Below are 19,901 nucleotides of genomic sequence, written 5' to 3' on the forward strand. Positions count from 1 at the left end.
AGCGCCTGCGCGGCACCGCCGAGGCGGCCCAGGCGCGCGCCGCCGAGGCGCAGGGCGACCTGGGCCGCGCGCGCAGCCTGTTCGAGGATGCCCTGGTTGGCAGTCCGGACGATCCCTGGCTGCGCCTGGACCTGGCGCGCATCTACGTGCGCCAGGGCGCGGTGGCCTCGGCGCGCAGCATGATGGACGGCCTGCTCGCCGCGCATCCCGACATGCCCGACGCGCTCTACGCGGGCGCGCTGCTGGCCGAGCAGACCCACGATTACGGCGACGGCCTGCGCATGCTGGATCGCGTCGCGCCAGCCCGGCGCACCGCCGCGATGGGCGAGCTGCAGCGCCGCCTGTGGCTGGCCCAGCAATCGGCGCTGGCCGGGCAGATGGCCCAACGCGGCCAGAATGCCCAGGCGCTGGCGATGCTGCGCGCGGCCGAGCCGATGGCGCAGGCGGACCCGGCGATGATGGGCCAACTGGCCGGCGGCTACCTGGCGGCCGGCGATCCGGCGCACGCCATGCAACTGGTGCAGGGCGCGATGGCGGCCGCGCCGGCCGACCTCGGCCTGCGCCTGCAATACGCCAACCTGCTGCTGGCCAATCACCAGGACGGCCTGCTCGGCGACGAGATGCGCCGCCTGCAGGCCACGCCGATGAGCGCCGCGCAGCACGCCGAGTTCGATCGCATCAACCTCGCCATCGTGGTGCGCCGCGCCGACCTGGTGCGCCAGGGCGGCGACCTGGCCGGCGCCTACGCGGTGATGGCGCCCTGGCTCGCGGCGATGCCCGAGGACCCCGACCTGCAGGGCGCGCTGGCGCGGCTCTATACCTCGGCGGGCGACCCGGCCAATGCGCTGACCTGTTATCGCATCGCGCTCAGGCGCAACCCCGGCGATGCCGGCCTGAGGCTGGCCGCGCTCTACGCGGCCTCGGGCGCGCGCGCCTGGAGCGAGGCCGAGCAGCTCGCGCAGGCCGCCCTCGCCGCCGCGCCCGACGATCCCGTCACGCTGGCCGCGGTGGGCCGCATGTACCGCGCCGAAGGCAAGCTGCCGCTGGCCGCGCAATACCTGAAGCGCTCGCTGGTGGCGAGCTCGACGCCGGTCGGCGCGCGCGCGGCGACCGTCACGCTGCCGGGCGGGCTGCCCGTGCCGCGCGGCTGGGAGGCGCTGAGCCGGCCGATCGGCGCGAATCCGCTGCCCGGCACCAATCCGTTCGAGGGCAAGACCGCCGTCGACGTGGCACGCGACCCCGATGCGCCCAGCGGCAGCGCCGTGAATTTCTTCGCGCCGGCCGGCCCGGCGCTTCCCTCCTCGTTCAATCCTTCGTCATCCGTTCCGACCGTGCCTGCCTACCTGCCCCCGGCGCAACCCGCGCCCTACGTCGCGCCCGCCCCGGCGCCGCGCCCGCGCGCGAGCGTCGATACGGGCAGCGGTTATGGTCCCGACGGTTATGGCGGCGGCGAATCGGGCGGCCCGGCGCGGCCGCTGCAGCCCTATGCGCAGTACGCGCCCGAGGCACCGAACGCGGCGGCGGCGCCGGCTTATGCACAGGCAGGGTATGCGCAGCAGGGCTATGCATCGCAGCCGTATGCGCCGCAACCGGCTTATGCACAGCCGCAGGGCTATTCGCAGCAAGCCTATGCGCAGCCGCAGGGCTATCCGCAGCAAGGCTATGCGCCGCAGCCGTATCCGCAGCAGGGATATGCCCCGCAGGGCTACGCGCAGCAGCAGCCGTATCCGCAGCAAGCCGGCTACGCGCCTCAGGCTTATCCGCAGCAGGGCTACGCGCCGCAAGGCTATGCCCAGCAGCAGCAGGGCTATGCACCGCCGGCCCCGGCCTACACGCAGCAGCCCTACGGCACCACGCCCTGGCCGATGTCGCCGGCCGCGCAGGCGGCTTCGTCCGGTTATGCGCCGGGTTATGACGCCCCGGCCGCGCCGGCCCGCCCGCAGCCGGCACGACGCGGCACCGCGCGCAAGAACACCACGCGCGCCGCCGCGCAACCGGTCTACGCACAGCAGCAGCCCTATTACGGCCAGGCCCCGTATCCGCAGCAGCAAGCCTATGCGTCGCAGCCCTATGCACCGGGCGCCTATCCGCCACCGGCCTACCAGCCGCAGCCCTATACGCCGCAGCCGCCCTATCCGCAGCAGCAGGCAGGCGCCTACGCGGCACCCGCCTACATCCCGCCGCCACCCGCCGGCTACGCGCAGCCCTACGCGGCGGCGGCCGTGGCCGCGAACGGCGCGGGCGGCGTGCCGCCGGCCGCAGCCAACCCGCAGACGCTCGGCGTGGCCGACGAACTCGCGGCGATCAACCGCGACGAGGCCAGCACCGTGTCGAGCGGCCTGGTGTTCCGCAATCGCGCCGGCGAGGAAGGCCTGTCGAGCCTGACCGACATCGAGGCGCCGATCGAAGGCCGCATCAAGGCCGGCAATGGCCACGTGGTGGTGACGGCGACGCCCGTCACGCTCGACGCCGGCTCGGCCACCAACGACGTGCAGACCCACGCGCGCTTCGGCGCGGGCCTGGCCAACAACCTCGCACGCAGCGGCACCAGCTTCGGCTCGCAGACCGATACCGGCGTGGGCCTGTCGATCGGCTACGAGACGCCTTCGCTGAAGGCCAGCGTGGGCACCACGCCGGTCGGCTTCCGCTACCAGAACGTGATCGGCGATCTGCGCTACACCGGCCAGGCCAGCGACAAGGTCTCGTATTCGCTGGCGGTCACGCGCCAGGCGGTGACCGACAGCCTGGCCTCCTATGCCGGCGCGCACGACCTGAGCACGGGCCTGGACTGGGGCGGGGTGGTGAAGAGCGGCGCGCGCTCGGCGCTGGCCTGGGACGACGGCACCAACGGCCTCTACGTGAACGGCGAGCTGATGTACTACAACGGCCACCACGTGCGCAGCAACATCGAGGGCAAGGTGGGCGGCGGCTTCTACACGCGACTCTACAAGGACGCGCAGCAGACGCTGACGGCCGGCATCAACGGCACCTGGATGAGCTTCGCGCGCAACCAGTCGTACTTCACCTACGGCCAGGGCGGCTACTTCAGCCCGCAGCAGTACGTGATCCTGAATATCCCGCTCGAATACGCGGGCCGCAACGGGCCCTTCTCCTACGACGTGAAGGGCTCGATCGGCATGCAGCACTATCGCCAGAACTCGGTGCCCTACTTCCCGCTCGACGCGGGCCTGCAGGGCAGCGCGGCGGCCAACATGAACGCGGCGGTGGCCAATTCGACCACCTCCCTGGTGCTCGACCAGAACGCGATCTACCCGGGCCAGAGCAAGACCGGCGTGGCCTACTCGCTGTTCGCCAGCGGCGAGTACCAGCTCGCCCCGCAGCTCGCGGTGGGCGCGATGGCCTCCTACGGCAACGCCTACCAGTATCGCGAGTGGCTGGGGGCCGTCTACCTGCGCTACAGCTTCACCTCGCAGACGGGCACGCCGAGCTTCCCGCCCAGGACGCTCAAGTCGCCCTTCCTGGCCGACCTGCAATAAGGCGCGCGGCGGCGCTCAGGGCGCGCGCCGCGCCGGCTCCTGGTAGCCGACGTGGGCGCGCTGCGCCTCGGCCATCGGCGCGATGCGCTCGCGCAGCATCGCGTGCAGGTAGCGCACCGCGGGCGAGAACTGCCGGCGATGCGGGCAGACCAGGTTGAGCGGCGCGGGTTCGCCAGGCTGGTTCGGCACCAGCACCTCCAGGCGGCCGGCCCGCACGTCGTGATGCACGTCGAGCCAGGACTTGTAGGCCACGCCGAAGCCGTCGACGGCCCAGCGGCGCGCCAGGTCGGCGTCGTCGCAATGCAGGCCGCCGCCCACCGCCACCAGCCGCCGCCCCTCGCCCTCCGGAAACACCCAGCGGTCGTAGACGCGCCCGCCGCGCACGAACAGCAGGCAGCGATGCGCGCCCAGCTCGTCGAGCGAGGCGGGCCGGCCATGTCGCGCGAGATAGTCGGGCGAGGCCACCAGCACGCGCCGGTTGTGCTCGGCCAGCGGCAGCGCGACGAAGCTGCCGTGCTCGGCCACGCCGTAGCGCAGCGCCACGTCGACAGGATCGCGGAACACGTCGGCCAGCTCGTCCGACAGCGACAGCTTCAGCACCAGCCCCGGATGCGCCTCGCGAAACTCGCCGAGCCAGCGCGGCAGCACGTTGCGCCCGAGGTCGGACGGCGCCGAGATGCGCAGGCTGCCGCGCAGCACCTGGCGCTCGCCGTGCAGGCGGTCGCGGCCCTCGCTGAGCGTGGCGAGCACCTCCTGCGCATAGGGCAGGTACTGCTCGCCCTCGGCGCTCAGCTTCAGGCTGCGCGTCGAGCGCGCGAACAGGCGGATGTCGAGTTCGCGCTCGAGCCGCTGGATCGCCGCGCTGACCTGCCCCGGCAGCAGCCCGGCCTCGCGCGCCGCGTTCGAGAAGCTGCCCAGCGCCGCGGTGCGCACGAACAGGCCAAGGTCGTCGATCCGGATCATTTTCATTGCCACAGTGAAAGTGCTGCCCGATTTTCCCCGTTTTTGAGGAAAGCGGCACGACGGACAATGCGTTCCGTCTTGCTTCCCCGCTTCATGCATCCCTCGATTTCGACCCGGAGAATCCTCGTGCCAGCCATGCCTTCGACCTTCCCCCGCCTGCGCCACGGCCTGGGCGCCCTCGCATTCGCCTGCGCGACCGCGTTCGGCGCGCTGCCGGCCGCGGCGCTTGCGGCGACTCCCGCGGCACCGGCCGCCGCCTCGCTGGCCGTCGAGCGCAGCTACGGCGCGCTCGAGACGGTCGCCACCGTCCACGACGCGATGCCGACCGGCGTGACCGTCACCGAGACCGGCCGCATCTTCGTCAACTACCCGCGCTGGGGCGACGAGGTGCCGTTCACGGTCGGTGAGCTGAAGGACGGCAAGGTCGTGCCCTACCCCGACGCCGAGATCAATCGCGCCGATCCGCATCGCCCCGCCGACAGCTTCCTCAGCGTGCAGAGCGTGGTGGCCGACGGCCAGGGCAAGCTCTGGGTGCTCGACACGGCCGCGCCGAATTTCGCCAACCCGCTGGCCGGCGGCGCGAAGCTGGTCGCGATCGACCTGAAGACCAATCGCATCGCGAAGACCATCGTGTTCCCGGCCGAGGTGATGCGCGCGCGCACCTACGTGAACGACGTGCGCTTCGACTTCCGCGTCGGCCGTGCGGGGGTGGCCTATGTGACGGATTCCTCGTTGAGCGGCACGGGCGGCATCATCGTGGTCGATCTCGCCAGCGGCAGCGCGCTGCGCCGTCTCACGGGCGACCCTTCGACCTCGGCCGATCCGACATTCTCGCCGGTGTTCGACGGCGAGACCATAAAGCTGCGCCAGGCCGACGGCAGCAGCACGCCGCTGGCGATCGCCTCGGACGGCATCGCCCTGTCGCCCGACGGCAAGACGCTCTACTACTGCGCGCTGTCGAGCCGGCGCCTGTACGCGGTGCCCACTGCGCTGCTGCGCGATCCCGCGACGAGCGAGGCGCAGGTCGCGGCGGCGGTGGTCGATCTCGGGGAAAAGGGTGCCTCGGACGGGCTGGCCGTCGATGCGAACGGTGTGATCTACGCGGGCGACTACGAGCACGATTCGATCCGCAAGCTCGCGCCCGGCGGCGAGTGGACCACCATCGTGCACGACCCGCGCGTGCTGTGGCCCGACACGCTGTCGGTCGGCCCGGACGGCTACCTGTACTTCACGGCCAACCAGCTGGCGCGGCAGCCCGGCTTCCATGGCGGCCAGGACCAGCGGCAGAAGCCCTACGTGCTGTTGCGCACGCGCATCGGCGCGGGGCCGGCGCCGACGCGCTGAAGCCCGCGCGAGGGGCGCGCCGCGGCCGGCGCGCCCCTTGTCTCACATCGGCGGGGCCGGATGATGCTCGGGATGCCGGCGCATGTCGACCACCGCCCAGTGATGCACGGCCAGCCCGCAGATCGCCAGCAGCGCGCCGACCCAGCCCGTCGAGGACCAGCCCATGCCGGCGTCGATGGCGAGGCCGCCGAGCCAGGCGCCCAGCGCGTTGGCGATATTGAAGGCCGAATGGTTGAGCGCGGCGGCCAGCGTCTGCGCGTCGCCGGCCACGTCCATCAGGCGCGTCTGCAGGATCGCGCCGAGCGCCATCACGGTGCCCACCAGCAGCACGTTGATCGAGCCCGCCACCGCGTAGTGCGCGGTGAACCAGAACGCGCCGGTGACCAGCACGGTCCAGACCAGCACGTAGCGCGCGGTGCGATCGAGCGCGCGATCGGCGAAGCGCGCGCCGAGCAGGTTGCCGGCCACGGTGCCGATCCCGAACAGCGCCAGCACGATCGGCACGGCGGCCACCGGCAGGTGGGCGAGCTCGGTCATGGTGGGCTTGACGTAGCTGAACACCGAGAACAGCCCGCCGAAGCCGATCGCGCCGGTGGCGAGCGTGAGCAGCACCTGCTTGCGCCGCAGCGCGCCCAGCTCGCGCAGCGGGTTGGCGGCCGCGTCGCCGGGCATGAAGGGCACCCAGCAGCGCACCAGCACGGCGGTCAGCGCGCCGATCGCGCCGACGATCGCGAAGGCTGCGCGCCAGCCCAGCCATTCGCCGATCGCCGCCACCAACGGCACGCCGAGCAGGGTCGCGATGGTCAGCCCGAGGAACACGCTGGCCACCGCCTGCGCGCGCTTCTCGCGCGGCACCAGCCCGGCCGCCACCAGCGCCGCGACGCCGAAATAGGTGCCGTGCGGCAGCCCGCTCAGGAAGCGCGCCGCGGCCACGCCGGCGAAACCCGGCACGATCGCGCTGGCGAGATTGCCGAGCGCGAAGAACAGCATCAGCGCGATCAGCAGCGAGCGGCGCGGCCAGCGCGCGCCGAGCACGGCGAACACCGGCGCGCCGATCACCACGCCGAGCGCGTAGATGCTGATCAGGTAGCCGGCGCTCGGGATCGACACGCCCAGGTCGCTGGCCGCGTTGGGCAGCAGGCCCATGATCACGAATTCGCCGGTACCGATACCAAAACCGCCCACGCCGAGCGCGAACAGGGCGCGACGCGTGTGCCGCGGGGAAAGCTCGGCGGAAACGGAAATGACGTCGCCGGCGACGTCGGAACTGCCAGACATAGGGAATCCAGGACTGAAACTCGGGGTTGAAGAAGGACGCGCGGGCGGGACGGACACGCCGGGGCGCAGCGATGCGCGAGGTCGGCACTGTACACGAGGCGGGTGAGATCCGCGTGTCAGGCGGCCGGGCTCGAAGGGAGGACACGCATCAGGTGCCGGGGCTCGCGGCGGCTGCACCTTGCCGGTGCAGCGACGGCGGCAGTGCGCTCCCGACGTTTGGTCATCGAGCGTCACACTCTGCCAGCGGCGTGGCGGGGAAGGAAATGCTTTTTATCGATGGATCAATCTGTGGGATCGATCAATCGATGCAAGGCAGGCCGCCCCAAAGGCGGCCCGCGCTCCGGCTCAGCTCAACACCACCGGCTCGCCTTGCGGCGGCTGCTCGGCCATGATGCCGGCCACCGCCCGGCCCGCCGCCGACCCGGCCTCGCGCAGCCCGACCATGGCGCCGGCATGGTCCTGCAGCGAGGCGTACTGGCTCATCTTGCGCTTGCACTCGATGCGCTCGACATGCAGGTCGAAGCCGACGATGTGCTTGAGCATGGTATCGACATGATCGGGCGGCGCCTGCTCGACCGACCAGGGCTGCGCGCGCCCGGCTTCCTGCAGCTCGGTCATGCGCGTGATCACGTCGAGCACGCGCTCGCGATCCTCGTAGAACTCGAGCCGGCCATAGGCATGCACGGCCAGGTAGTTCCAGGTCGGCACCACGCGCCCGGTGGTGGCCGCGCTGGGATACCAGCTCGGCGAGATGTAGCTGTGCGGCCCGAGGAACACCGCCAGCGCCTGGCTGCTACCGGTATGGCGCCGCCATTGCGCGTTGTTGCGCGATACGTGTCCGCGCAGCGTGCCGTGCCCGGTCGGGCCGGGCGCGAGGAACAGCGGCACGTGGTTGGCATCGATGCCGTCGGCCTCGACGGTCACCAGGGTCGCGAGCCCGACTTCGCGGATCGTCGCGTGGATGGTGTCGAGATTGCGTTCTTCGAAAAGCGGAGGGAGGTACATGGCGATTCCATGGCAAACCGTTCTCGGAAAGCGGCGCGCGCCAGGCGGGCGCGCGCCGCGCTTCAGGTGCGATGCGATGACCGCCGCCTCAGGCGGCGGCGAGCCCCGGGTAGAACGCCAGGCCGTCGTAGACGCCGATCCGGTAGCTCACGCTGCTCTCGCCCTTCGGCGTCTCGGAAGCCTGGTGGATCAGCGTGCGGTTGTCCCACACCAGCATGTCGCCATGGCTCCAGAAGTGCTCGTGGATATGTTCCGGCTGCTCCACGAAGGCGAACAACTGCTCCAGCGCGTCGCGGCCTTCCTCGTGCGACATGCCCTCGAGCCCGGTGGTGAAACCGCGGCTGACGTAGAGCGCCTTCGCGCCCGTCACCGGATGCGTGATGACGGCCGGGTGGCGCACCGGCGGGGCGAGCCTGGACTTCTCCTCCAGGATGTCGATCACGGCGCGGTCGATGTCCTCGGCCTGGATCTTGTAGCGCCACTTGCCCTCGTGGATCGCGTCGCGTGCGTCGACCAGCGAACGCAGATGCGCCGGCAGCGCCTCGTAGACGCGCACCATGTCGATGTACTTGGTCGCGCGGATGCCCTTGGCCAGCACCTGCGGCAGCAGCGTGGTCAGCGGCAGCGGATCGGTCAGGAACTGGCAGTCGGTGTGCCAGTAGCGGCCGGTGCCGGCCACGCCGACCTTCTTGCCGTCCTCGGGCACGTTCGAGGACACGAAGATTTCCGGAAACTCGGGATGATGGTAGTTGCTCTGCAGGTAGACCTGCGGACGGCCGAGCGCGCGCGTGAAATCGACGTATTGCTGCTTGTCGAGATGCTGGCCGCGCAGGATCACGAGCTTGTGGCGATAGACGAGCTCGCGCAGGGTCTGGATGTCCTGGGCCGAAGGGGCGACGCCGTTGAAATCGTCGACCACGGCGCCGATTCGCTGCTCGGCGGGATGCTGGATTTGCATGAGGGGATGGATCTCGTGAAAGGGATCAGAGGGAATGGCTGCCGTCGCTCAACTGCTGCGCCGTCATCGGCGCGCGGAACGAGGCGAGGATCGAGCGCTTGCCCGAGAACACGCGCCGCCCGTGCGAGGCCAGCATGTTGTCGATGTAGACGATGTCCGAGGGCTGCCACTCCACCGCGAACTCCTGCTCCTCGTAGGCGCGCAGCACGGTGCGGATGTCCTCGTCGTCGAACGGCTTCCCGTCGCCGAAGTGCGAGTTCTGCCACATCTCGTCCTCGTCGCTGGGGTCGGCCGCGTCGGGGAAGGCGCGCTTGAGCACGTCGCGCCAGTAGACGGGATGCCAGAGCGCCAGCGTATTGAAGAACACCTCGTCGCCCGTCAGCGGATGGCGCCGGATCGCCGGCGTGTGCTGGCGCAGCTGCAGGTGATCGTCGGCCAGCCAGGTCGCGCGGATGCCGCGCTCGGCGCAGAACGCCTCGATCTCGCCATGATCGGTGGTGCCGAAGGTCTGCTCGATCGACTTCACCGGGCCACGCGGCGAGATATTGCGCGTGTACTGCACGCCGGTTTCGGCGAGCCGCGTGCGCAGCGCCGCGGGCAGGCTCTTCAGCAGGCGGCGCGCGTCGCAGATGGTGGTCTGGCCGCGATCCTCGGGCTGCTGCTCGCAGAAGAACAGCACGCGCATCGGCCAGTAGCCGCCGTAGGACATCTCGTTGTGCGAGGCGAGGCTGGCCTCGGGCGGCAGGTCGGTCGAGGTGAACACTTCCTCGGCCACGATGCGGCGCGGCCCGATGCCGCCCTTGTAGTCGATCGCCTTCGGCTCCAGCACGCGGGACACCTCGCTGAACGAATCGCGGTCGCATTGCAGGCCGCGGATCAGCACGGCGCCGTATTTCAGCAGGTTCTCGCGCAGGAAATCGCGATGCTGCCGCGCCCAGTCGGCAGGTGTTCCCGTGCCGGCCTCGGCCCGCACCATCATCATGAAATCGTGCTCGGGGCGCAGGATCTCCGTCTCGAGCGCGGCCGCCGACGCGGCGGCATCGCTTGCATGGGTCAACATATTTGCAGTCCTGATTGATAGGCTTCGCATCGCCGCCCTCGGCAAGGCGAGTCGCGAACGTGGAAGCGCGGGGAAAAGTGTCGGCGCTCAGTCGCGCGCGACGGCGAAGGTCACGTTGCCGTAGAACGACTTGTCGTCGACCTGGGAAAAGGAAAAATCGCAATCGAAGAAAATCAAGCCCATTTTCGACGAAATCTTCCGAATCCGGAATTGACCGAAGAAACCGGCGCCATCGATCGCCTTGCGGAATTTGGTGGACAACGACACGATAAACATATTGGCCAGTTGATTCGGGCCGAAATCCTCGAAGGCGAAATCTCCGACATCCGCCCAGAACGGATGCGAATCGCGCCGATTGAGAAAATCGGCAAATGTCACATAGGCGATCTGGTTCAGGCAGATATTCGCCTCGACCGCGTTGAAATGGCCGGTGGAATCGATATAGAACGATTCGCCGATCGAGAACTTCCCGCTCGTCGTGATGCTGCCCAGGGTCTTGTGGGACCAGGCCTGCTTCAGATACCGGCAATCCGGAAAATAGACCGACAACACTGAATCCATCAAGGAAAGCGGAATCAGCTGCAAATACTCATCAGCCACACCTGGAATACCGATTTCGCTTTCCTGCGAAATCGTCGTGCTCGACATGGGTACCTCCTTATCGGGATGAACGACGGATAGTTTCATATGCAACTGTTCCGAAGTTTAATCGTCGTTGATTTTGTTAGCGGATCCCGGATATGAAAAACCGCATAAAATTATGAACGACATCCCATTGTCGTCGAATCCTGTTACGCACAATTCCCAGGCAGTCCCGGATGTGACTCGCGGTACACAAATGAAAAAAGCGGCGCGAAATTCGCGCCGCCCGGATTGGCTCGTCACCGAAAAGACCTACAGCTTCACCACGTCGAGCAGCACCTTCCTGCCGTCGCGATAGGTGAACATCGAGATCGCGCCGTGCCTGAGATCGCCCTGCGCGGTGAAGCTGGTCTCGCCGATCACGCCGTGATAGTCGGTGGCCGGCATCGCCGCCAGCACCTTGGCGGGATCGGTCGAGTTGGCGCGCTTCATGGCGGCGACGATGATCTGCACGGCGTCATATGAGAACGGTGCATACACCTGCATCGGCTGGTGATAGCGCGCCTCGTACTTGCGCGCGAACTCGGCGCCGCCCGGCATCTTCTCCAGCGCCATGCCGGCCACCGAGCAGACGATATTGTCGGCCGCCGGCCCGGCCAGCTTGATCACGTCGGTCGAGCACACGCCGTCGCCGCTCAGGATCTTGCCGCGCAGGCCGAGCTGGCGAGCCTGGCGCGTGAACGGCCCGCCCGTCGCGTCCATCCCGCCGTACATCACGGCATCGGGATTCTCGCCCTTGATGCGGGTGAGGATCGCGCGGAAGTCGACGGCCTTGTCGTTGGTCGCGTCGCGCGAGAGCACCTTGATGCCGGCCGCCTGCGCGGCCTTCGCGAACGAATCGGCGAGGCCCTGGCCGTAGGCGGTCGCGTCGTCGACGATCGCCACCGTCTTCACGCCCATTGCCCTGGCCGCGTAGCTGGCGATCGCCGGCCCCTGCTGCGCGTCGGTGGCCACCACCCGGTAGGTGGTGCTGAAACCCTGCTGCGTGTAGCTGGGATTGGTGGCGGCCTGCGAGATCTGCACCACGCCGGCTTCCTTGTAGATGCGCGAGGCAGGGATCGAAGTGCCCGAGTTCAGGTGGCCGACCACGCCGACCACCTTGTCGTCGGCGAGCTTCTGCGCGACCTGGGTGGCGGTGCGCGGATCGCCCGCGTCGTCCTGCGCATCGAGCTGCAGCGTCACGCGCCGGCCCGCGATGATGAGGCCGCTCGCGTTGATCTCGTCGATCGCGAGCCGCGCGCCGTTCTCGCTGTCCTTGCCGAGGTGGGCCATGCCGCCCGTGAGCGGCGCGACGTGGCCGATCCTCGCCACGTCGTCGGCCTGGGCGGCGCCGGCCGCGCACGACAGGGCCGCGACGGCCAGGGTGGTTCTCAGGTATGGCATCTTGCTGTCTCCCATCGGGCTGGTCATTGTCGGGTGATCGCTTCGGCGCGCGCCGCCGGCGCCGTCCAGTTCGCGGCATGGCGCTCGCGCACGACGTCGCCGGCCTGTATCGATGCCGTCGCGTGGCCATACAGATCCTTCGGATCGCGCAGGGCCGGCACCAGCTCGAGATCGGTGCCGATGCCGCGCTCGCGCGTGGCCGCGTGCAGGTAGCGCAGCGCCGAGAAATCCTCCAGCGCGAAGCCGACCGAATCGAACACCGTCACCTGCGCCTCGGACTCGCGCCCCTTCTGCTCGCCGGACACGATGCGATGGAACTCGATCACCGGAAAGTCGGCCTCGAGCCGCTGGATGTCGCCTTCGATGCGCGTCTGCGGCTCGTACTCGACCACCACGCGCGCGCGGCGCAGCAGCTCGGGATCGAGCTCGGTCTTGCCGGGGCAATCGCCGCCGACCGCGTTGACGTGCATGCCGGCCTCGATCATGTCGGCGCTCAGGATGGTGGCGTTGGTCTTGTCGGCGGTCACGGTGGTGACGATGTCGGCGCCGCGCACGGCCTCGGCGGTCGAGCCGCAGCGCACGATGCGCAGGCGCCGGAACGGCGCGAGGTTCGCGACCAGCTTGTCGGTGGCGGCCGCGTCGACATCGAACACGCGCAGCTCCTCGATGCCGAGCAGCTCGTGGAAGGCGATCGCCTGGAATTCGGCCTGCGCGCCGTTGCCGACCAGCGCCATCGACACCGAATCGGGCCGCGCCAGGAAGCGCGCGAACAGCGCCGAGGTGGCGGCGGTGCGCACCGCCGTGGTCAGCGTCATCTCGCTCAACAGCAGCGGATAACCGGTGGCGACCTCGGCCAGCACGCCGAAGGCCATCACGGTCGGCAGCTCGGCACGCGTGTTCCCCGGATGGCCGTTCACGTACTTGAACGAGTAGTAGCGCGCGTCGGCGGTCGGCATCAGCTCGATCACGCCCTCGCTCGAATGGCTGGCGAGCCGCGCGGTCTTCTCGAAGCTGTGCCAGCGGCGGTAGTCCTGCTCGATATAGCTGGCCATCGAGCCCAGCACGCGCGCGATGCCCGCGTCCTGGATCAGTGCTGCAACATCGGCGACGTCGAGATATCGCGTCATGGTTCCTGCTCCTCCTGGTTGGCGGCTGCCGGGGCGCGCCCGCGCGAGCGGCGCGCGCTTCATGGGGCGGGCCCGCGTTCCGGGCCCGGGGCGCGTCAGGCGCGCGCCTCGAAACCCAGCAGCACGTTGACGGCGTTGATGCCGATTTCGTCGACCATGTAGCCGCCTTCCATCACGAACAGGGTCGGGATGCCGAGGCGCGCGATGATCCCGCCCACGCGCGGATAGTCGGCGCTGCGCAGGCGGAAATGGCTGATCGGGTCGTGTTCGAAGGTGTCCACGCCGAGCGACACCACCAGCAGCTCGGGCGCGTGCCGCGCGATTCGCTCGCCGGCCTGTTGCAGCGCCGTCGCGAAGCCGTCGATGGCGGTGCCCCTGGGCAGCGGCAGGTTCAGGTTGAAGCCCTCGCCGGCGCCGCTGCCGCGCTCGTCGGCGTAGCCCGAGAAGTACGGGAAGGACACCGAAGGATCGCCGTGGATCGAGGCGAACAGCACGTCGTCGCGGGCGTAGAAGATGTCCTGCGTGCCGTTGCCGTGATGGAAATCGATATCGAGGATCGCCACGCGTTTCGCGCCGCGCGTGATGGCGCGTTGCGCGGCGATCGCCGCGTTGTTGAGGTAGCAGTAGCCGCCCATGGTTTCGTGGCCGGCATGATGGCCGGGCGGGCGGCACAGCGCGAAGGCCGAGCGCGCGCCTTCGCCGTCGAGCAGCGTGTCGACGCCGGTCAGCGCGCTGTTCGCGCTGGAGCGGACGGCCTCCCAGGTGCCGGCGTTGATCGGCGAGCCGGCATCGATCGAGAAGAAGCCGAGCTGGCCGTCGATGAAGGCCGGCATGCGCGCCGAGGGCAGACCGCGCACCGGCCACACCAGCGGCAGGGCCTGGCAGTCGCGGCCGGTGGCGAGCCAGTCGCGCCAGGCACGGGACAGGAAATCGACGTAGCGCGCGCTGTGGGCGCCCACGTAGCTCGACGGATCGTAGTCGCGCGGCGCGATCACGTCGCCGAGCGAGGTGGCGTTGACGCGCGCCAGCACCGTCTCGGCGCGCAGGGGTTTCTCGAAGGATTCGGTGATCGCGCCGTCCTTCAGTTCGACGCCGCGGTGCAGGCCGTGGGCGCTGCTGTAGATGGTGAGCATGGAGGCAACCGGGTGAAAAGGCTGCGAAACAGTCTACGCATCCGGCACCGCAATGATTTTGCTTTCGCTTGCGCGGAAGTCTACACTTCTGGAAAAAACGCCTACCTAGCGACTCCCATGAGCACAAATCGCCCAAAAACCGAAATGGATGCCGTCGATCGTTCCATGCTGCGTCTGCTGCAGGACGACGGCGCGCTGTCGAACGCCGCGCTCGGCGAGCAACTCGCGCTGAGCGTCACGCCTTGCTGGCGGCGCCGCAAGCTGCTGGAGGACCAGGGCGTGATTACCGGCTACCAGGCCAATATCGATCGCCGCGCGGTCGGCCTGAACCTGCTGGCCTTCGTGCACGTGCGCTTCCACATTCACTCGGACAATACCGCCGACGATTTCGAGGCGGTGATCCGCAGCCGGCCCGAGGTGCTGTCCTGCCACAAGATCACCGGCGATGCCGACTACCTGCTGCAGGTGGTGGCGGCCGACCTGGACGCCTATGGCGAGTTCGTCGAGCGCGTGCTGCGCCGCCAGGCCGGCATCGCCTCGATCCAGTCGAGCCTGGCGCTGCGCGAGGTGAAGTTCTCGTCGCGGCTGCCGATTCCGGAGGCTTGAAGGGCGCGTCGTCAACCCCGGGCTTCGCGCGAACTCACCCCTTCCTTTCGATCCTGAACCCTTCCATGCCCAGCTCCGCCGCCCAGCCGCGCCCGATCCACGTCGAAACGCTCGACGCCGCCCGCTTCGAACCCTATGGCTGGAAACTCGGCAAGCCGGTGCGCGCGAACGGCGACGCGCCGGCCTTCCTGAGCCCGGCTTCCGATTTCTGGCGCGAGCATCTGTTCGATGCCGGCGCCGGCGGCCAGCCCGAGATCCTGTGGGTGAGCTATCGCAACCGCGAGATGCGGATCGCCTCGCTGGAACTGCATCGCGTGACGCAGCAGGCGATCGTGCCGCTCACCGCTCCCGTGGTGCACGTGGTGGCGCGCTCCGACGCGAGCGGCGCGCCCGATCCGGCCACCCTGCGCGCCTTCGAGATCCCGATCGGCGAAGGCGTCTGCATGGCGCCCGGCACCTGGCACGCCACGCGCGTGCGCGATCGCGAGGCGAGCTGCCTGATGCTGACGCGCGCCTCCACCACGCTCGACCTGATCGCGCATCTGAGCGCCGGGCAGCCGGCCGCCGAAAGCGAGATTCGCGCGATCGAGCCCTTGCTCGTCACGCTGTAGCTGCCGGGCTGACGCCCGGCCACCGGGCGCGACGCCTTACTTCTGGCGACGCGCGAACGACACCGGATACGCGGCGGAACGCGCCGTGATCATCGGGTCGGCCGGCTCGATGCCGGCCGGCAAGGCCGCCGGCAGGAACAGCAGGCGCTTCTGCGCGGCCGCGTTGTCCTCGTCGAGTTTGCTGATGGTGATGGTGCCGAGCTCGACGCGGCGTCGCGTATCGGGCCAGGCGATCGACGGATCGTCGAGCTTGTCGCCGGCCTGCGCGAGCTGCAGCATCAGCCGGAAGCGCAGCGGCCCCTGCTTCACGCGCTCGGCGATCTCCTTCTGCAGGTAGTCCGGCGCGGCCTTCGCCGTCTGCGCGTCGTCCAGGTAATGCGCGCCCGCCACCGGCACGAACTGGTAACGCCCGTAGGTGACCTTGCCCGCCGCATTGGTGAACTTGAAGGTGTTCACGCCGTAATAAGGCAGGCTCGCGTAGCTGACCGGCGCCGGCTTCGGCGCGGTGAGGAAGGCCTTCGCCACCGGGTGATCGGCCAGGTAGGCGTCGAGCGGCGTCGGCTTCGGCGCATCGGGGCCGCTCTTGCCGAGCGCGATCAGCAGGTCGCGGAAATCGTCGGCGGTCGGCGAGGGAAAGCCGTTGAACGAATGCGCGACGATGTCGCTCGCGCTGCCGTCGGGCAGCAGGAACTTGATCGCGAACCCGCGCGGCGACGCCAGCGCGTGATTGTCGGGAATATCGGGAATCCCGGCGAAATTCGAAAAACGCACCACCACCGGCACGCTCGCCTTCTGCAAGTGCGGCGCCTTGCTGATCGCATGCGCGCCGGCCGCCGGCGTGAAGGTCCCCTCCAGCACGATGCCCTTGGCATGCACGGCGCGCGCGCCGGCATGCTTGCCGAACACGCCGTTCAGCGCGTCGACCAACTGGGTGGGCGTCGAACCGGCTTCGCCGGGCGCGGTGGCGGCCGCCGGCGCGGCGGACGAGGCCGGCACCTGCGCGGCGGCCGTGCCGGCCAGCCAGGACAGGGTGGCGGCCAGGCAGGCCGCGCGCAGCAGGGAATTCGGGCGTTTCATGACGGGAGCTCCTTGGGGACCGTTCGATTGGGTGAGGGGTGAAGCCGGGGCCGCTCGGCGAGTCGAGCAGCGGCGCCAGCTTAACGCTTAACACCAATAACGACAACTACAATTGTCATTATTGTCGAAGCGCGGCCTGAACGGCCGTTCTATAATTCGCCGCTTGAGATTCAGGACGCCAGCGTGACGACCAAGAACGACATCCTCAGTGCCCTCCAGCGCGAACCGCTGACGGTGGTGCAGCTTTGCGAGCGCCTGGGCGTCACGCGCAATGCCATCAACGTGCAGTTGAAGCAGCTGGAAGCGGAAGGTCGCGTGCGGCGCCGCAAGGTGCTGCAGACCGGCCTGCCCGGCAAGCCGGCCGCGCTGTTCGAGGCCGCGCCGGGCAGCGAGGACAGCGCCTCGAGCGCCTATCGCGTGTTCCTGCTGGGGCTGCTCGGCGTGCTGGGCGAGCGCCTGTCGGGCAAGGAGCTGGAGAGCCTGATGGAAGAAACCGGCCGGCGGCTGGCGCGCGAGGGCGGCCTCGCGCCGGGCGCCGATTTCGCGGCCGACCTGGCGCGCGCGATGGGCGCGGCCGATTCGCTCGGCGCCAGCACCGAGGCGGTGCCGGTCGAGGACGGCGTGATGGTGCGCAACTACAGTTGCCCGCTGGGCGGCGCGACGCGCAGTGAGCCCTGCGTCTGCAAGGCGCTGGCCGCCTTCTTCTCGGAGGCGACCGGCAACCCGGTGACGGAATGCTGCCTGCGCGAGGATCGGCTGATCTGCCAGTACCTGGTGCAGGTCAAGCCGGAACGCAAGCCGGCCGCGAGGCGCAAGCGCGGCGCCTGAAGCACCTCCGGCACGCGACGGATAAAGCACAGGCCGCTGCCGTTCCGATGGCAGCGGCCTGTTCGTTTTCGGCGCCGGGCGGATCCGCCCCGGGCTGTCTCAGGCGGTATAACCGCCATTCACGTCGATCACCGAGCCGGTGATGTATCCCGCATCCGGGCCGGCCAGGAACACGATCGCGGCGGCCACCTCGTCGAGTTCCGCGATGCGCCGGATCGCATGCGAATCGAGCACGGCGCTCGGCAGCGCATCGCGCGCGCCGGCCGCCATGTCGGTATCCATGATGCCGGCCTGCACCACGTTGACGGTGATCCCGCGCGCGCCCAGATCGCGGGCCGCGCCACGCGTATAACCGACGATCGCGGCCTTGGTGGCGGCATAGTCGGTGGCGCCGGCGAACAGCACGCGCGTGCCCACCCCGGAACCCACCGAGATGATCCGCCCGCCTTCGGGCAGCACCCGCGCGGCCGCGCGGATCACGGCGATCACGCCGGCCGTGTTGACGGCCCATTGGCGGTCCATCGCGGCGTTGTCGATGGCGGGATCGTCGAGCGTCCTGCCCATCACGGCGATCGCCGCGTTGTTGACGACGATGTCGAGCCGGCCCAGCGCGGCGAGCACCTCGCGAACCAGCGGTTCGGCCGAGCCGGTGTCGCCCTGGTCGGCGCGGATCGCGACGGCGCGCACGCCGGTCTCGCGCAGCCGCGCCACCACCGCCTCGGCCTTCTCCTTCGATGCCACGTAGCTGATCGCCACGTCGGCGCCGCGCGCGGCCAGCGCCGCCGCCGTGGCCGCGCCGAGCCCGCGCGAGCCGCCCGTGACGAGCGCCACCTTGCCTTGCAATGTCTTGTCCATGTCTATTTCCTGGTCGAAATGCGCCGGCCGCGACCCATCCCCACGATGGGCGCCGGTCGATACGCAGTGAATGGGTGACTCGACGCTCACCAGGGCAGGCGTTCGTCGAGGAAGAAAAAGCCGCCGCTCGGGCCATCCTCGTCGAGGCTCGCGTAGCGGATCACCGTGATCGCGCCGTCCTCGACGCTCAGGTTCGCGCGCTCGCCCCCCATCCCGGTGCGCAGCCAGCCGGGATGGACGGCGTTGACCTTGATCCGCGTGTCGCGCAGTTCCCCGGCGATCAGGATCGTGAAGGCATTGAGCGCAGCCTTCGAACTGTCGTAGCCGAGCGCGCGGATCGGGTACACCGGCGATGATGGGTCGGACAGGTGCGCGAGCGATCCGCGAATGCTCGACACGTTCACCACGCGGCCGGCATCGGCGCTTCTCAGTAACGGAAGCAGCATCTGGGTGAGGAATACCGGCGCGAAGAAGTTCGCCTCGAAGCTGTCGCGCAGCACGTCGGGCAGGGCCTGGCTCGGCGGCCGCGTGGCCGGCGTGCCGCCGTCGGGGCTGTCGAGCAGCACGGCGGCGTTGTTGATCAGGATGTCGAGCCGGCCATGGGCACGCTCGATCGCCTCGCGCGCGGCCAGGCGGTCCGCCTCGCGCGTGATGTCGAGCCGCAGCGAGGAGGCCGCGAGGCCACGCTCGCGCAGCGTCGCGGCGACGGCTTCGCCCTGGTCCGCATCGCGCGCGCCGACGATCGCGTGGGCGCCGAGTTCGGCCAGGCGCTGGCAGACTTCGAGGCCGAGGCCGCGCGCGCCGCCGGTCACGAGCGCGATCTTGCCGGCCAGCGAGGGCACGGCCTTGATGGTGTCAGTCATGATGGATGCCCCCGCTGCTCAAGCCGCGTCCGCCGCGGGCAGCGGCGCCAGCAGATCGACGCCGCTGAACAGGCCGCCGAGCTCCATCTGGCGGCCGGCGGTCGCGAGCGGGCCGAGCACGATCGGGTGCAGCCCCGCATCGGACACCAGGGAGGCGGCCACGTCCAGGGCGTGGTCATCGTCGCCGGCCACGAACTGCACGCGCCGGTAGCCCGCCGGCACCGGCGCATAGAGCTTGGCGAACGGCAGCGTGTTGAAGGCCTTCACGACGCGCGCCGAAGGCGCGAGCCGCGCGATCAGCTCGCTGCCGGAATCGCCGTGGAGATCGTCGATACGAAAATCGGGCGCATAACTGAGAAAGATGTTGGTCGCGTCGACCAGGACACGTCCCCGCCAATCGATTCCGGCCGCGAGCAGGTCGCGCACGCCGGTCCATGGCAAGGCCAGCACCACCACCTCGCTGTCCAGCGCGTCGCCGAGATCCGCCGCCGCTGGCGGTGCACCCGCCTTGGCCAGGCTCGCGATGGCCGCTTCGCGGCCCCGGCGGTTCGCGACCCGCAACTCATGTCCCGCGGCCGCGAAACGCGCAGCCAGTGTCGCGCCGACCGTCGCGGCGCCGATGATGCCGATTCTCATGCCTGCTCTCCCTGAAGCGCGATCGAACGGCCTGC

The 19,901-nt window shown here is 69.6% G+C and carries 18 protein-coding genes; 5 read left to right on the forward strand and 13 right to left on the reverse strand.

The window, feature by feature from the left end; genetic code table 11:
- A partial coding sequence (locus F3J18_RS09745) for a cellulose synthase subunit BcsC-related outer membrane protein (protein WP_166912683.1) occupies window positions 1–3,497 on the forward strand: 3,497 nt, incomplete at its 5' end.
- Between the two features lie 15 nt (window positions 3,498–3,512).
- On the opposite strand, the gene F3J18_RS09750 is transcribed toward F3J18_RS09745, so the two are convergent.
- Complete coding sequence (locus F3J18_RS09750; RefSeq protein WP_166912684.1) at window positions 3,513–4,460, reverse strand: LysR family transcriptional regulator; 948 nt, start codon at window positions 4,458–4,460, stop codon at window positions 3,513–3,515.
- A gap of 126 nt (window positions 4,461–4,586) precedes the next feature.
- Here F3J18_RS09750 and F3J18_RS09755 point away from each other — a divergent pair, with 126 nt between their 5' ends.
- Window positions 4,587–5,804 carry an L-dopachrome tautomerase-related protein gene (locus F3J18_RS09755; RefSeq protein ID WP_166912685.1) on the forward strand — a complete coding sequence of 406 codons (1,218 nt, stop codon included), beginning with the start codon at window positions 4,587–4,589 and terminating at the stop codon, window positions 5,802–5,804.
- A 42-nt stretch (window positions 5,805–5,846) separates the two neighbouring features.
- On the opposite strand, the gene F3J18_RS09760 is transcribed toward F3J18_RS09755, so the two are convergent.
- From F3J18_RS09760 to F3J18_RS09795, 8 genes are all read right to left on the reverse strand, one after another.
- Window positions 5,847–7,082: an MFS transporter gene (locus F3J18_RS09760; RefSeq protein WP_025099172.1), complete on the reverse strand. Its 1,236-nt coding sequence runs from the start codon at window positions 7,080–7,082 to the stop codon at window positions 5,847–5,849.
- A gap of 345 nt (window positions 7,083–7,427) precedes the next feature.
- Window positions 7,428–8,087: an FMN-binding negative transcriptional regulator gene (locus F3J18_RS09765; protein ID WP_166912686.1), complete on the reverse strand. Its 660-nt coding sequence runs from the start codon at window positions 8,085–8,087 to the stop codon at window positions 7,428–7,430.
- Between the two features lie 88 nt (window positions 8,088–8,175).
- Window positions 8,176–9,045, reverse strand: a complete 870-nt coding sequence (locus F3J18_RS09770; RefSeq protein WP_166912687.1) for a TauD/TfdA family dioxygenase — start codon at window positions 9,043–9,045, stop codon at window positions 8,176–8,178.
- A gap of 25 nt (window positions 9,046–9,070) precedes the next feature.
- Entirely contained in the window at window positions 9,071–10,105 is a 1,035-nt protein-coding gene (locus tag F3J18_RS09775; protein ID WP_166912688.1) for a TauD/TfdA family dioxygenase, read from the reverse strand.
- Between the two features lie 87 nt (window positions 10,106–10,192).
- Window positions 10,193–10,753, reverse strand: coding sequence for an FcoT family thioesterase (locus F3J18_RS09780; protein ID WP_166912689.1), 561 nt, complete (start codon window positions 10,751–10,753; stop codon window positions 10,193–10,195).
- Between the two features lie 246 nt (window positions 10,754–10,999).
- The gene (locus F3J18_RS09785; protein WP_166912690.1) at window positions 11,000–12,130 is read right to left on the reverse strand and encodes a branched-chain amino acid ABC transporter substrate-binding protein; all 1,131 of its coding nucleotides are present in this window, start codon (window positions 12,128–12,130) and stop codon (window positions 11,000–11,002) included.
- Window positions 12,131–12,153: 23 nt separating this feature from the next.
- Entirely contained in the window at window positions 12,154–13,257 is a 1,104-nt protein-coding gene (locus tag F3J18_RS09790; RefSeq protein ID WP_166912691.1) for an ornithine cyclodeaminase, read from the reverse strand.
- A 95-nt stretch (window positions 13,258–13,352) separates the two neighbouring features.
- A complete protein-coding gene (locus F3J18_RS09795) occupies window positions 13,353–14,390 on the reverse strand; it encodes a histone deacetylase family protein (RefSeq protein WP_105858696.1) in 1,038 nt (345 codons plus the stop codon).
- Window positions 14,391–14,507: 117 nt separating this feature from the next.
- Between F3J18_RS09795 and F3J18_RS09800 the strand changes: the two genes are divergently transcribed.
- Together F3J18_RS09800 and F3J18_RS09805 are read left to right on the forward strand one after the other, a co-directional pair.
- Window positions 14,508–14,996 (forward strand): Lrp/AsnC family transcriptional regulator, encoded by a 489-nt coding sequence (locus F3J18_RS09800; RefSeq protein ID WP_017918479.1) that lies wholly within the window; start codon window positions 14,508–14,510, stop codon window positions 14,994–14,996.
- Window positions 14,997–15,061: 65 nt separating this feature from the next.
- A complete protein-coding gene (locus tag F3J18_RS09805; RefSeq protein WP_166912692.1) occupies window positions 15,062–15,607 on the forward strand; it encodes an ureidoglycolate lyase in 546 nt (181 codons plus the stop codon).
- 36 nt (window positions 15,608–15,643) lie between these two features.
- On the opposite strand, the gene F3J18_RS09810 is transcribed toward F3J18_RS09805, so the two are convergent.
- Window positions 15,644–16,684: a catalase family peroxidase gene (locus tag F3J18_RS09810; protein ID WP_166912693.1), complete on the reverse strand. Its 1,041-nt coding sequence runs from the start codon at window positions 16,682–16,684 to the stop codon at window positions 15,644–15,646.
- A 183-nt stretch (window positions 16,685–16,867) separates the two neighbouring features.
- Here F3J18_RS09810 and F3J18_RS09815 point away from each other — a divergent pair, with 183 nt between their 5' ends.
- Window positions 16,868–17,512, forward strand: coding sequence for a MarR family transcriptional regulator (locus F3J18_RS09815; RefSeq protein ID WP_166912694.1), 645 nt, complete (start codon window positions 16,868–16,870; stop codon window positions 17,510–17,512).
- A gap of 99 nt (window positions 17,513–17,611) precedes the next feature.
- Here F3J18_RS09815 and F3J18_RS09820 read toward each other — a convergent pair whose 3' ends face one another.
- The 3 genes from F3J18_RS09820 to F3J18_RS09830 form a co-directional block, all read right to left on the reverse strand.
- Window positions 17,612–18,367 (reverse strand): SDR family oxidoreductase, encoded by a 756-nt coding sequence (locus F3J18_RS09820; protein ID WP_166912695.1) that lies wholly within the window; start codon window positions 18,365–18,367, stop codon window positions 17,612–17,614.
- Between the two features lie 86 nt (window positions 18,368–18,453).
- Window positions 18,454–19,230, reverse strand: a complete 777-nt coding sequence (locus F3J18_RS09825) for an SDR family oxidoreductase (RefSeq protein ID WP_166912696.1) — start codon at window positions 19,228–19,230, stop codon at window positions 18,454–18,456.
- A gap of 18 nt (window positions 19,231–19,248) precedes the next feature.
- Entirely contained in the window at window positions 19,249–19,866 is a 618-nt protein-coding gene (locus F3J18_RS09830) for an NAD(P)-binding domain-containing protein (protein ID WP_025099335.1), read from the reverse strand.
- Window positions 19,867–19,901 lie beyond the last annotated feature (35 nt).

Source organism: Burkholderia sp. Ax-1720 (assembly GCF_011753035.1).
GTDB classification, from domain to species: domain Bacteria; phylum Pseudomonadota; class Gammaproteobacteria; order Burkholderiales; family Burkholderiaceae; genus Burkholderia; species Burkholderia gladioli.